General features: G+C 63.2%; 10 protein-coding genes. 7 read left to right on the forward strand and 3 right to left on the reverse strand.

All coding sequences use genetic code 11. The features are described from left to right. Window positions 1–4: 4 nt before the first annotated feature. Window positions 5–3,394, forward strand: a complete 3,390-nt coding sequence (locus FJ490_RS04890; RefSeq protein ID WP_140728274.1) for a DUF3971 domain-containing protein — start codon at window positions 5–7, stop codon at window positions 3,392–3,394. Between the two features lie 7 nt (window positions 3,395–3,401). Here FJ490_RS04890 and tyrS read toward each other — a convergent pair whose 3' ends face one another. Further along, window positions 3,402–4,655 (reverse strand): tyrosine--tRNA ligase, encoded by a 1,254-nt coding sequence (gene tyrS / locus FJ490_RS04895; RefSeq protein ID WP_140728275.1) that lies wholly within the window; start codon window positions 4,653–4,655, stop codon window positions 3,402–3,404. A 299-nt stretch (window positions 4,656–4,954) separates the two neighbouring features. Here tyrS and FJ490_RS04900 point away from each other — a divergent pair, with 299 nt between their 5' ends. From FJ490_RS04900 to FJ490_RS04915, 4 genes are read left to right on the forward strand one after another with little or no spacing between them, the layout of a single operon-like run. Further along, window positions 4,955–5,689 carry a glycosyltransferase family 2 protein gene (locus FJ490_RS04900; RefSeq protein WP_140515786.1) on the forward strand — a complete coding sequence of 245 codons (735 nt, stop codon included), beginning with the start codon at window positions 4,955–4,957 and terminating at the stop codon, window positions 5,687–5,689. Further along, window positions 5,682–6,014, forward strand: a complete 333-nt coding sequence (locus FJ490_RS04905) for a lipid-A-disaccharide synthase N-terminal domain-containing protein (protein ID WP_140493889.1) — start codon at window positions 5,682–5,684, stop codon at window positions 6,012–6,014. Before FJ490_RS04900 ends, FJ490_RS04905 begins: the two co-directional genes overlap by 8 nt. Before the next feature lie 43 nt (window positions 6,015–6,057). Next, window positions 6,058–7,707 carry a glycosyltransferase family 39 protein gene (locus FJ490_RS04910; protein WP_181165116.1) on the forward strand — a complete coding sequence of 550 codons (1,650 nt, stop codon included), beginning with the start codon at window positions 6,058–6,060 and terminating at the stop codon, window positions 7,705–7,707. Window positions 7,708–7,732: 25 nt separating this feature from the next. Further along, entirely contained in the window at window positions 7,733–8,566 is an 834-nt protein-coding gene (locus FJ490_RS04915; protein ID WP_140522030.1) for a phosphatase PAP2 family protein, read from the forward strand. 17 nt (window positions 8,567–8,583) lie between these two features. Here the strand turns inward: FJ490_RS04915 and FJ490_RS04920 are convergent, their stop codons facing one another. Both FJ490_RS04920 and FJ490_RS04925 read right to left on the reverse strand, forming a co-directional pair. Next, window positions 8,584–9,234 carry an FMN-binding negative transcriptional regulator gene (locus FJ490_RS04920; RefSeq protein ID WP_140728276.1) on the reverse strand — a complete coding sequence of 217 codons (651 nt, stop codon included), beginning with the start codon at window positions 9,232–9,234 and terminating at the stop codon, window positions 8,584–8,586. Window positions 9,235–9,250: 16 nt separating this feature from the next. Then, complete coding sequence (locus FJ490_RS04925; RefSeq protein WP_140493883.1) at window positions 9,251–9,925, reverse strand: alpha/beta hydrolase; 675 nt, start codon at window positions 9,923–9,925, stop codon at window positions 9,251–9,253. Window positions 9,926–10,166: 241 nt separating this feature from the next. On the opposite strand from FJ490_RS04925, the gene FJ490_RS04930 reads away from it, so the two are divergent. Both FJ490_RS04930 and sufB read left to right on the forward strand, forming a co-directional pair. After that, window positions 10,167–11,330, forward strand: a complete 1,164-nt coding sequence (locus FJ490_RS04930; protein ID WP_140728277.1) for a cysteine desulfurase family protein — start codon at window positions 10,167–10,169, stop codon at window positions 11,328–11,330. 185 nt (window positions 11,331–11,515) lie between these two features. Beyond that, entirely contained in the window at window positions 11,516–13,033 is a 1,518-nt protein-coding gene (gene sufB, locus FJ490_RS04935; protein WP_140728278.1) for a Fe-S cluster assembly protein SufB, read from the forward strand. The last annotated feature ends 23 nt before the right edge of the window (window positions 13,034–13,056 follow it).

Below are 13,056 nucleotides of genomic sequence, written 5' to 3' on the forward strand. Positions count from 1 at the left end.
TTGCGTGGATCAGGAGCAACCGCAGCACGAGAAGATCAGGTTCAGGCGGGATGAAATCACCGACCTGGGCGCCTTGCCATCGGCTTGCCGCGTTCCGCCGCTCGGCCAGGCGGCGATCGGCCGCGGCTTTCGTATCCTATCGCGGCTGTTTGCCGGCGCCGTTGCGCTGGTGCTGCTGGCGGCGGTGGCTGTCTATCTCATCGGTGTCTCCGGAATAGGGGCCGACCGGCTGCGCGTCGAGGCGGAGGCCGCCATCGAGAAGCTTGCGGGCGTCGATGTCGATGTTGCGGTCGGGCCCGCCCGCATCACCCTCGACAGTTCGAGCTTCGTCGCGCTCCAGGTGAGCGACGTCAGCCTGAAGGCCAGCGACGGTAAACCCATGGCCGATGCGGGCAGGGTGCGTTTCGGCATCCGCCTGCTGCCGCTGCTTCGAGGCGAGGTGCGGCTGACCAGCGCCAGGATTTCCGATGCGCGCATCGTTACCGCGGCGATGCCGTCGGGCGGCGACTGGACGGCCGAGCTGCGCAATCGGGACGGGCTGATCGATCCCGAAAAACTGTCCGATGCGCTCTTTGCCAACATCAATCACGCTCTCGATGCGGTGCGCGAGGAATCGCTGCACCGTATCGATCTTCACAATGTGGCATTCGTTTTGCCCGACACCGAGGCGGTCAGGTTGATCACAGTCGCCGACGCGGTCGTCCTGCAGTCGGGGACAGGCGGCATGGAGTTCTCCTCGCAGGCAAATGTCGACGGCAAGGCGGTGACCGTCGCCGCATCCGCCAGCCGCGATGCCGAGACCCGGCGCGTGATATCGCTGGATGCCACCGTCGGCATCGCCGAAGACGGCGGCGAGAGCGGCGCCACGGCGTCCGGCGGCAAGTTGGGGGCGCTCAGCGTGACGCTCAAAGGGTCGCAAGGAGCCGGCGACACCGCGTCGCGGCTGACGGCTGCCCTGTCGTCCAGGGGATCGGTGCTTGATCTCGGCACGCGTGGCCTGCTGTCGGCCGATGTCGATCTCGGCGCCACGCTCGTCCGCGGCAGCAACAAGATCCAGGTGGACAGGCTGTTGCTGAAGACCGGCCGCTCGACCTTCGATTTCGCCGGCTCGATCGGGCCCAGGCCCGCGACCGGCGCCGCTGGAGAGGAGCCGGCCTACCGATACGATCTGACCAGTGACGGCTCGACGCTGGCGCCTTCGGAATCGCCGGAGCCTGCGCTCACCTTCCTTGCCCGCATCGCCGGCGTCTATCAGACCAAAAGCCATAAATTGGTAGCCGATCAGATCGCAGTCCGGTCGGCCGCTTCCAGCGAGGTCCTTGGAACTGCGGCCGTGCAGTTCGTTGACGGCAAGGCTCCCGGCATCAATCTGGCGCTCAACGTGCACGACATGCCGGTCTCGCACGTCAAGCAGCTTTGGCCATGGTTTTCGGCGCGCAACGCGCGGCTCTGGGTATTGGACAATCTGTTCGGCGGCCGCGTCGTCGACGCCAATCTTCAATTCCAGGTGGTGCCTGATCGCCTCGGCAATGGCGTGCCGCTTTCCGCCGACGAGGTGTTCGGCCGCTTCCAGATCGAAGGATCGCGTTTCGACACGGCTGGCCGCATCCCGCCGATACGCGATGCCGTCGGCGTCGTCGCCTTCCACGGCAATGACGTCGATATCTCCCTGTCTTCCGGTACTGTCTTCATGCCCAGCGGCCGCACGGTGGCGGCCAGCAACGGCACGCTGACGGTCAAGGCGGCCAACCGCCCGCCGGTCGTCGGCGCGCTCGACATCGACGTTGCCGGCGAAGCGTCCGCGGTCGCTGAACTTGTCTCCTACGAGCCGATCAATGCCATGCGCCATGTCGGCTTCCTGCCCGAAGACCTGTCCGGCAGCGTCACCGGCCATGTCAGGGCCGATATTCCGCTGCAATCCGGCGTCGACAGCTCGAAGCTCGATTGGCTGGTATCGCTCGACTACAGCGGGCTTTCACTGGCCAAGCCGTTCGAAGGCCAGAGCGTCACGGATGCCGACGGTTCCGTCACGGTCGACCCTGAAAAGGCTGTGATTTCCGCCAAGGCATCCCTGAACGGCATTCCGGCCGAACTCGACCTGATTGAGCCGCTGGAGAATGGCGGACCGGCACGCAGCCGCAAGGTGGCCCTGGTGCTCGACGACAAGATCCGCGCCGCCGCCATGCCGGGGCTGGCCCCGTTGCTGGGCGGAACCGTGAAAGTCGCGATCGACAAAAGCGGCGACGGCAACCAGAACGTCTCGGCCGACCTGACCAATGCCAGGCTCGACATCCCCTGGGCCGGATGGAGCAAGGGGGCAGGGGTCCCCGCAAGTGCTACATTCGTCATGACCACGTCCGGCGATACCACGACGCTGTCCGACTTCGACCTCGGCGGCAAGACATTTTCCGTCGACGGCAACATCGTGCTGGTCAACGGGGCCCTGTCGTCGGCAAAGTTCAGCAAAGTCGCGCTGAACCGGGGCGACGACGTGGCGGTATCCGTCAAGCGATCGGGCAGGGGCTATGCAGTCAACATCAGCGGCAACGCCCTGGATGCCCGCTCGCTGATCAAGCAGTTCACCTCCGACGTCGACACCGCGACCAAGACGACGGGCGCCGACGCGATTTCCGTCAGCGCCGACGTCGATCGGCTGACCGGTTTCCACGACGAGCAACTGTCCAACCTCAAGCTCGACTACAGCGCGGCCGGTTCGAAGGTGAACGGGCTGAAGGTCAGCGCCACTGCAAGTTCGGGAGCCGCCATAGCCATCAGCAACACGAGCAGCGCCGGCCGACGCTCGCTCAACGTACAGTCGGCGGACGCCGGTGCGATACTGAGATTCCTCAACATCTACGAGCACATGGAAGGTGGGGCGATTGCCCTGGCCTTGTCGGGAGCGGGCGACGGGCCGATGAAGGGCAAGGTGGACACGACGAACTTCTTCGTCGTCAACGAACCGAAGCTCGCGTCCATCGTCTCGACCACCCCGGCAGGCGACAGCCGCAGCCTCAATCAGGCGGTCAAGGGCAAGCTCGACACCTCGCGGGTACAGTTCGAACGCGGCTACGCCGAGATAGAGAAGGGCAGCGGCTATCTCAGGCTGGCCAATGGCGTGCTGCGCGGTCCCCGCATCGGCACGACGTTCCAGGGCACGCTCTATGACCAGAACAACAACATGGACATGACCGGCACCTTCATGCCGGTCTACGGCCTCAACCGCATCTTCGGCGAACTGCCCATCGTCGGCGCGCTTTTGGGCAATGGCCGCGACCGCGGCCTGATCGGCGTGACCTACCGGCTCAAGGGCAACGCCAACAAGCCGCTGCTCGACATCAACCCGCTCTCGGTGATCGCGCCGGGGATATTCAGGTCGATCTTCGAGTACCGGTGAAGGGGCCTCAAACCGGCCGCACCAGAATGTGTTTTTTCCTGCCGAGTGAAAGCTTTACTACGTTTTCCGGACTCAAATCCTGAAGCGTCACCGTGCGGCGGTCATCGCTGACCGGCTGGTCGTTGAGCCGCACCGCACCGCCTTGCACATGCCGCCGCGCTTCGCCGTTGGACGCCGCCAGCCCGGCGGTCACCAGCAGCGCCAGGATGCCGACGCCGGCTTCGAGCTTGGCGTTTTCAACCTCGACGCTCGGCAGCGTCTCGGCGAGGGCACCTTCCTCGAAGGTCTTGCGTGCGGTTTCGCTGGCCTGTTCGGCGGCGCCGCGACCATGGAGCAACGCGGTGATCTCCGTGGCGAGGATCTTTTTCGCCTCGTTGATCTCGGACCCACCGAGCTTCTCCAGGCGCGCCACCTCGTCCAACGGCAGCGTCGTGTAGAGCTTCAGGAAACGGCCGACATCGGCGTCCTCGGTGTTGCGCCAATACTGCCAGAATTCGTAAGGCGAGAGCATCTCGGCATCGAGCCAGACCGCGCCCGTGGCGGACTTGCCCATCTTGGCGCCCGACGAGGTGGTGAGCAGCGGCGTCGTCAGCGCATAAAGCTGCGCGTCCTCCATGCGGCGACCGAGATCGATGCCGTTGATGATGTTGCCCCACTGGTCGGAGCCGCCCATCTGCAGACGGCAGCCGAGGCGCTTGTAGAGCTCGACGAAGTCGTAGGCCTGCAGGAGCATGTAGTTGAATTCGAGGAAGGACAACGACTGCTCGCGGTCGAGCCGCAGCTTGACGGAATCGAACGCCAGCATGCGGTTGACCGAAAAGTGACGGCCGACGTCGCGCAGGAAATTGACGTAGTTGATCTCCATCAGCCAGTCGGCGTTGTTGACCATGATCGCGTCATTCGGGCCGCTGCCGAATTTGAGATACGGCATGAAATTGCGGCGGATGCCGGCGAGATTGTCGTCGATGTCGCTCGGGGTCAGAAGCTTGCGCGCCTCGTCCTTGAAGGAAGGGTCGCCGATCATCGAGGTGCCGCCGCCCATCAAGGCGATCGGCCGATGGCCGGTCTGCTGCAGCCAGTGCAACATCATGATCTGGATCAGCGAGCCGGCGTGCAGGCTCTTGGCGGTCGCGTCGAAGCCGATATAGGCCGTCACCGTCTCCTTGGCGAAGAGATCGTCCAGCCCGGCATCATCCGAAGTCTGGTGGATGAAGCCGCGCTCGCTCATCGTGCGCAGGAAATCGGATTTGAAGGCAGGCATTTTTTCTTTCCCGAAGCGTCCGCCCGTCCGGCGCGGGCGTATGTGAAAGCGCGCGTTTAGCACCCAAGCGCGATCAGCAAAAGTGGATTCCGGTATTGCGCCCGATCGCGCTTCGACCAGGGGCTTGGCAATCACTTGTTGTTGAAACGCCGCAAGCCGCCTCTCGGCGCGGATGCTTGCTTCATTGTTTGTGCTGGCGTAATGAGGCGCGCGCCAAAAGGTCCTTGCAGCCCACGACCTCAAGCGGCACCGCACGGCATCCACCCAATGCCATATCCGACGACAGAGCCCCACGCGACATGCCGGACGCATTGATATCCATCGTCATTCCTTGCAGGAACGAGGCGGCAAACCTGCCGCTGCTGATCGATGAGATCGAGGCGGCGATGACCGGGCGCGACTTCGAACTGATCATCGTCAACGACGGCTCGACCGACGAAACCGCAGCCGTTCTCGCCAGGCAGGCCGCACTTCGCCCGTTTCCAGTCAGGGAATTGCGGCACGAGAAATCCGCCGGCCAGAGCCTCTCGGTACGCTCCGGCGCCTGGGCGGCGCGCGGAAGCATCGTCGCCACGATCGACGGCGATGGCCAGAACGATCCTCAGTACATTCCCATGCTGGTCGACGCCTTGCGGCGGGCCGGGCCCGGCTACGGTGCCGCGCAAGGGCAACGCCTGAAGCGCCGCGACAGCAAGGTCAAGCAACTGGCATCGCGGTTCGCCAACTGGCTGAGAAACGCCATCCTGCATGACGAGACGCGCGACACAGGCTGCGGCCTGAAGGCGGTCCACACCGAGATCCTGCGCAAGCTGCCGTTCTTCGACGGCACCCATCGTTTCGTTCCGGCGCTGGTCATCCAGGAAGGATACCATGTCGTGCATTGCGACGTCGTCGACCGCTCCCGCCGCCACGGCAAGTCGAACTACGGAATTTTCGACCGTGGCCTGCAGGGCGTGCTCGATCTCTGCGGCGTCTGGTGGCTGCGCCGCAGGCGTCGCCGGATGCCAAAAGTAGAGGAAATCACGCATGGTTAACGTGCTTCAGGAACTGGTGACCTGGATCCACCGGGTCTTCATCGAACAGTTCAACGCGTGGATCCTGCTCGGCTTCGTCGCCCAGTTCTTTTTCACCATGCGCTTCGTCGTGCAGTGGCTCGCATCGGAAAAGGCCAAGCGAAGCGTCGTGCCGATCGCCTTCTGGTTTTTCTCGCTGTTCGGCGGAGGTCTGTTGCTGATTTATGCGATCAAGCGGCAGGACCCGGTGTTCATCGCCGGCCAGGGCATGGGCTTGTTCATCTACATCAGAAATCTCTGGCTGATCGCCAATGAACGCAAGGCGGCGATGACGAAGGTCGATTGAGCGGCTTTGCGCATCAGGGAAGAATGGTCGGAGAGGCTGGAATATGGCGCTGAACAGGAACTACATCCTTCTTTTCCTGTTCAGCCTGGTGATGACGGTGTCGGGACTTGCGTCCATGCCGCCGCTGGATCGTGACGAGCCGCGCTTCGTCCAGGCCACCAAGCAGATGGTCGAGAGCGGCGATTATGTCGACATCCGCTTTCAGGACGCTTCGCGCTACCAGAAGCCGATCGGCATCTATTGGCTGCAATCCGCGGCCGTGGCTCTAAGCGGCAAGGGCGCCGCCGCACCAATATGGGTCTACCGCCTGGTGTCGACGCTGGGCATCGCCCTGGCCGTTCTCGGCATCGCCTGGACGGGCACCAGGCTTTTCGGAGCCAGTGCCGGCATCGCCGCCGGCCTGGTGATGGCGGCGATCTTCGCCACCGCCTTCGAGGGCCGCGACGCCAAGACCGATGCGATGCTGCTGGCCTGCTGCGTGGCGGCGCAGGGCGCGCTGGCGCAGATTTACCTGGCATCGCGCCGCAACGAGCCCGTCGCCGGCCATCTGTGGTGGATATTCTGGCTGGCGCAAGGGGCCGCGATCCTCATCAAGGGGCCGATCGCCCCACTGCTGTCGGCGCTCACCATCGCTGTCTTGTTTGCATTCGAACGCGACGGGCGCTGGCTGTCGAAGCTCAAGGTGGGGCGCGGCCTGCTGCTCGTCGTGCTGATCGTGTTGCCCTGGCTCGCCCTGATCACCTGGAAAAGCCACGGCGCCTTCCTCCAGCAGGCCGTCGGCAAGGATATGCTCGGCAAGGTCGCCCAGGGCGAGGAATCGCACGGCCTGCCGCCCGGCTTCTACATGTTGACCTATTCGCTGTTCATGTGGCCGTTCGGCCTGATCGCCGTCGGCGCCGGCCTGCAAGCCCTCAACCGGCTGCGCGACGATGTCAGGCTGCGCTTCTGCCTCGCCTGGTACATCCCCTTCTGGCTGGTATTCGAACTGATTCCGACCAAGCTGCCGCACTACGTGCTGCCGGCCTATCCCGGCATGGCGCTGCTGATCGGCTGGCTTTTGACATTGCAGCCGCAGGAAGCCAATGCGCCGCTCCGGCGCTGGCAGCAATGGTTGTGGTGGTCGACTGCCTTCGGCCTGGTCGTGGTCAGCCTCGGCCTGGCCGCGGTCTGTGTAGGCGCCCCGATCTATCTCACCCACACTTTCTCGTGGTGGAGCATTCCGGCGGCCGCATCAACGCTCGGCGCCGGCTACCTGGCCTTCTCGCGACAGCTGCAAGTGCCGCTTGCCCGTATCGGCGCCGTCGCCGCCTGTGCGGGCATCGCCTACGGGTTGCTGTTTGGTGTCATCGCCCCGTCCTTGAAGCCGATATGGCTGAGCCCGGCGATCGACCAGGCTGTGCGCGTCTACAAGCCTTGCGACACCTCGGTGCTGGCATCGGCGCGGTATCACGAGCCGAGTCTTGTGTTCCTGGTGGGTACGAAAACGGTGCTGACCGACATCGATGGCGTGGCAAAGCATCTGCTTGCCGACCCCGCCTGCGCGCTGGGACTGGCGCCGGTCGAGGATGAGCAGAAACTCAATGGATCGCTGGCGGGGCAAGGCAAGGCGGCGAGCCGTCTTACGACGATCGACGGGCTCAACTTTTCATCGGGAGACAAAATGTCGCTCGGCCTCTACCGTATCGCCCAATGAGTTCGACAATGGGATCCGGTTTTCAATGCTGGTGAAACCGCGCCCTTCCGTATCCGTTGCGCCCGCTGCGGTGGTGCGTCGGTCCGTTGGCAATTTCCGCGACACGCTGCGGATCGTGAGAGGGCGCTTCGCCGCTCGTTCCGCCTCGTATCCCAAGGTCCTATGGCCGCTCTGGATCTCGGCCTGGATTTTGCTCACGGCAGCGGCGTTCGTCGGCCTCGACACGCCGGCGGGACTGCTGCACGGCCGGTGGTCGGCGGGCTTCGGCCGGCTCGCCGAGTTCCTGACACAGTTCGGCCTGGGCGGCTGGTATCTCATCCCGCCGGCACTCTTGCTCATAGGGGCCAATCTGACGGACTGGCGAAGCCTGTCGCGGCGGTCATTGATGCTCGTCTACAACTGGACCTGCCTGGCGTTCCTTGCACTGAGCGCCGTCGGTCTGTCCGGCCTGCTGGTCAATGTCCTGAAATATGCGGTCGGCCGGGCGCGTCCGCTCTATTTTCAGGATCTCGGCGTGCTCTCGCTGCGTCCCTTCGCCTTCGATGCGCGCTTTGCCGGTTTCCCGTCCGGTCACGCCACGACCATGGGGGCCGTGTTCGGCATCCTGCTGCTTTTGTTCCCGCGGCGCTGGTACATCGCCTTGCCGATCACGGCCTGCATCGCCTCGACGCGGGTCTTCGTCGGCGCGCATTATCCGAGTGATACCGTCGCCGGCTTTGGTCTTGGCTTTGCCTTCGCGCTGGTTTGCGGACTGGTCTTTGCCCGGCTCGGCTTCATCTTCAGCCCGACACGATCGGGATTGCCGGTGCGCAAGCAGACGTTTCGGCTGATCGGTCGAACAAGCCGAACGGCCGTCTGATCCATCGAGCCTGGGATTTAGTCGCCGTTCAGTCCGCCATAGGACCTTACCAGGTTCACCATGTCGGACGAATTTGCCGTCTCGCTTTCAAGCCCGTGCGCAACGCCTGCGCGATCCGCGACGGGACGGTTCTGGCTGACCTTCCATTTGCCATGGATTTCGGCGATCTCGATCTCCAGCCCGATGATGCCCTTGATCTGCGACTGGATGAACGGGACAGGCGCATCCGTTACCGCCCATGGCGCCTCACGCGTGCCTTCCTGCGATGCCGTCAGGTCGGCGATCTGCCGCGCCAGCCAGTCCTGATCGTCGATCACCTTCGCGATGCCGCGCACCTGCACGATGGCATAGTTCCAGGTCGGCACCACCTTGCCGGTCTCGCGCTTGGTCTCGTACCAGGACGGCGTCACATAGGCGTCGGTACCCTGGAAGACGATCAGCACGGGCGATGCCGGGTTGTCGGCGATGAGGCGCCATTGAGGATTGGCTTTGGCCAGATGTGCGCGCAGCCTGCCATTTGGCCCGACATCGGCGTCGATCAGGAACGGAATGGCGTCGGCGACCGGCCCCTCGGGTCCGCTGGAAACCAAGAGGCCGAGCGGATGTGCCCGGATCAGCCCGTGCAGCACCTCCGGCCGTGTTTCCTGGAAATGAGGAGGCTGGTACATCGCGATCATCCGTCCTTTAGCGCAGCCGCTTCGGGCGCGGATCCGACAATTCGCCGGCCAGCCGGCGATCGAGATAATCCGCGCATTCCTCGATCAGCAGTTCGGCATCGTTGGCGAAGAAATGATTGGCGCCGGGCAATGTCTTCTGCGTGATGGTGATGCCCTTTTGCGTGTGCAGCTTGTCGACCAGGCCTTGCACGTCCTTCGGCGGCGCCACCTTGTCAGCGTCGCCATGGATGATGAGCCCCGAGGAGGGGCAGGGCGCCAGGAAGGAAAAGTCGTAGGTGTTGGGTTGCGGCGCGACCGAGATGAAGCCTTCGATCTCGGGCCGGCGCATCAAAAGCTGCATGCCGATCCACGAGCCGAACGAATAGCCGGCAACCCAGCAACTCTTGGAATCCGGATGCAGCGACTGCACCCAGTCGAGTGCGGCGGCCGCATCCGACAATTCGCCGGTGCCGTGATCGAATTCGCCCTGGCTGCGGCCGATGCCGCGGAAATTGAAGCGCAGCGTGGTGAAGTCGCGCTTCTGGAACATGTAGAAGAGGTCGTAGACGATTTTGTTGTTCATCGTCCCGCCGAATTGCGGGTGCGGATGCAAGACAATGGCAATCGGCGCGCTCTTTTCCTTCGAGGGCTGGTAGCGACCCTCCAGACGGCCGGCCGGACCGGTGAAAATGACCTCAGGCATGAAATACTCCAACTTGGGTAATAAGAATGCGCGGCGCCCGGAGAACCTTCCTCTGGCCTTGACGCAGGGCGAGCGTCTTCATAGAAGCTAGTTTAGAATTGTTCAAAACTGGGTGGCCGGAACGCAATCGCCCGGCCGCCCGCGCCGCAAGCCGGGTAAATAGGACGGCTTGCCTTGGAATTTCAAGGAAATAACGCGATATCTCGGTGGAATGGCTTCTGAGGGGACCAACTGGAAGAAAATGGCCGGAATGCGCGCCTATCTCGACTACAATGCCAGTGCGCCGCTGCTTGCAGCGGCACGCGAGGCTATGGTCGCGGCGCTCGATGTGGCCGCCAACCCATCATCGGTCCATGCCGAAGGGCGTGCGGCGCGTCGCCTGATCGAAACTGCAAGGCGTGATGTGGCGGAATTGGTGAAGGCCAAGGCTGGGCATGTCGTGTTCACGTCAGGCGCCACGGAAGCCGCCTCGACGCTGCTGACGCCCGATTGGCGGATGGGGCGCGGGATCATCCGCATGAGCCATCTCTATATCTGCGAAGCCGACCACCCCTGCCTGTTGAACGGCGGGTCCTTCCCGGCCTCGCAGGTGACGCGGATCGGCGTCGACGCCAATGGAATTGTCGACCTCGAAGCAATGGCAAACGCGCTTGCCGCGCACGATAAGGCCGCCGGCCTGCCGCTGGTGGCAATCCATGCCGCCAATAATGAGACTGGTGTCATCCAGCCGGTCGATCGTATCGCCGAAATCGTAAAGTCGGTCGGCGGTGTCCTCGTCGTAGACGCGGTTCAGGCGGCAGGGCGCATTTCAATCGACATTTCGGCGGGTTACGCCGACTATCTGATACTGTCGTCGCACAAGATCGGCGGCCCCAAGGGCGTCGGCGCCATCGTCGCCGCTGCCGATCTGATGATGCCGAAGCCGCTCATCAACGGCGGTGGCCAGGAAAAGGGCCATCGCGGCGGCACCGAGAACCTGCCCGGCATTGCGGGATTTGGCGCGGCGGCGCGGGAGGCTCTCATCGGATTGGAGGCCATCGACGCCCTGCGTCGGCGCCGCGACGAGATCGAGGCCATCGTTAAAATGTTGATACCGGACGTGGAAATCTTCGGAACCGGCGCACCGAGGCTTGCCAACACGACATTCTTCGCTATTCCCGGCGCCAAGGCCGAAACGGTACAGATCGCCTTCGACCTGGCCGGTGTGGCGCTGTCGGCGGGTTCCGCCTGCTCGTCGGGTAAAGTCGGTCCGAGCCATGTGCTGAAGGCCATGGGTCAAGGTGACAGTCCGGGTGCGTTGCGCTTGTCGATCGGCGCGGCGACCGGCGCGCAGGACATCGAGGCGTTCCGCCTGGCGTTGGCAGAAATCGCCGCACGTCGGGTGGGCAAGGAGAAGGCCGCGTAGCGGTTGGACGAATTTGGGCCTTTCGGCCTGGTAGAGCCGTGCGTTTCATGCTGGCCGGGTGAATTTCCGGCCGAGGCGCACTATATGAAACTTACGCCGCCGCGGGTGCTCCTTGGGTGCTTATCCGGCGGTGCCATAGTTTGAAAACTGTCGGGCCTTGACCCCGGCGTGGATGGAGAACGCATATGCCTGCTGTGCAGGACACGATCGATCGGGTCCGAAAGATCGACGTCGACCAATACAAATACGGGTTCCAGACCGAAATCGCTGTCGACAAGGCCCCCAAGGGCCTGAGCGAAGACATCATCCGTTTCATTTCGGCGAAGAAGGACGAACCGTCCTGGATGCTGGAATGGCGTCTGGAAGCCTATCGGCGCTGGCTGACGCTGGAAGAGCCGACCTGGGCGCGCGTCAACTATCCCAAGATCGATTTCCAGGACATCTATTACTACGCGGCGCCGAAGAGCACGCCCGGACCGAGCTCGCTCAGCGACGTCGATCCGGAGATCTTGAAGGTCTACGAGAAACTCGGCATTCCGCTGAAGGAGCAGGAGATCCTGGCCGGCGTGCAGAAGACCGATGCGTCCGAACTCGAGGAAGCCAGCGACAATGTCTACAAGTCCGGCCGCGTCGCCGTCGACGCCGTGTTCGATTCGGTATCCGTCGTCACCACGTTCAAGAAGGAACTGGCGCAGGCGGGCGTCATCTTCTGCTCGATCTCGGAAGCCATCCGCGAGCATTCGGAACTGGTGAAGAAATATCTCGGCTCGGTCGTGCCGACGTCGGATAATTTTTATGCGACGCTGAATTCGGCCGTCTTCACCGACGGCTCGTTTGTCTTCGTGCCCAAGGGCGTTCGCTGCCCGATGGAACTGTCGACCTATTTCCGCATGAATGAGAAGAACACCGGCCAGTTCGAGCGCACGCTGATCATCGCCGAGGAGGGGGCCTACGTCTCCTATCTCGAAGGCTGCACGGCGCCGCAGCGCGACGAGAACCAGCTCCATGCGGCGGTCGTCGAACTGGTGGCGCTAGACGATGCCGAGATCAAATATTCGACGGTGCAGAACTGGTACCCCGGCGACGCCGAGGGCAAGGGCGGCATCTATAACTTCGTTACCAAGCGCGGCGATTGCCGTGGCCACCGCTCGAAGATCTCGTGGACGCAGGTCGAGACCGGCTCGGCGATCACGTGGAAATACCCGAGCTGCATCCTGCGCGGCGACGATTCCAGCGGCGAGTTCTATTCGATCGCCGTGTCGAACGGCTACCAACAGGTCGACAGCGGCACCAAGATGATCCATCTCGGCAAGAACACGTCGAGCCGCATCATCTCCAAGGGCATCGCCGCCGGTTTTTCGCAGAACACTTATCGCGGCCAGGTTTCGGCGCATCGCAAGGCGACCAATGCGCGCAACTTCACCAATTGCGACTCGCTGCTGATCGGCGACCAGTGCGGCGCCCACACGGTTCCCTACATGGAAGCCAAGAACGCGACGGCTCAGTTCGAGCATGAGGCGACGACGTCGAAGATTTCCGAGGACCAGAAGTTCTACGTCATGCAGCGCGGCATTCCGGAGGAGGAAGCGATCGCGCTGATCGTGAATGGCTTCGTCAAGGACGTCATCCAGCAGCTGCCGATGGAATTCGCCGTCGAGGCACAGAAGCTGATCGGGATTTCGCTCGAGGGCTCGGTCGGCTGACCGGACAGATATTCAGGAAACAA

Origin of the sequence: Mesorhizobium sp. B2-5-11 (assembly GCF_006440835.1) — a bacterium.
Lineage (GTDB): Bacteria > Pseudomonadota > Alphaproteobacteria > Rhizobiales > Rhizobiaceae > Mesorhizobium.

Excerpts from the sequence above, each read along its gene's own strand:
- FJ490_RS04915 (WP_140522030.1), top strand. The coding sequence starts at position 7,733 with ATGCTGGTGAAACCGCGCCCTTCCGTATCCGTTGCGCCCGCTGCGGTG.
- FJ490_RS04905 (WP_140493889.1), top strand. The coding sequence starts at position 5,682 with ATGGTTAACGTGCTTCAGGAACTGGTGACCTGGATCCACCGGGTCTTC.
- FJ490_RS04910 (WP_181165116.1), top strand. The coding sequence starts at position 6,058 with ATGGCGCTGAACAGGAACTACATCCTTCTTTTCCTGTTCAGCCTGGTG.
- sufB (WP_140728278.1), top strand. The coding sequence starts at position 11,516 with ATGCCTGCTGTGCAGGACACGATCGATCGGGTCCGAAAGATCGACGTC.
- FJ490_RS04900 (WP_140515786.1), top strand. The coding sequence starts at position 4,955 with ATGCCGGACGCATTGATATCCATCGTCATTCCTTGCAGGAACGAGGCG.
- tyrS (WP_140728275.1), bottom strand. The coding sequence starts at position 4,655 with ATGCCTGCCTTCAAATCCGATTTCCTGCGCACGATGAGCGAGCGCGGC.
- FJ490_RS04925 (WP_140493883.1), bottom strand. The coding sequence starts at position 9,925 with ATGCCTGAGGTCATTTTCACCGGTCCGGCCGGCCGTCTGGAGGGTCGC.
- FJ490_RS04930 (WP_140728277.1), top strand. The coding sequence starts at position 10,167 with ATGGCCGGAATGCGCGCCTATCTCGACTACAATGCCAGTGCGCCGCTG.
- FJ490_RS04920 (WP_140728276.1), bottom strand. The coding sequence starts at position 9,234 with ATGTACCAGCCTCCTCATTTCCAGGAAACACGGCCGGAGGTGCTGCAC.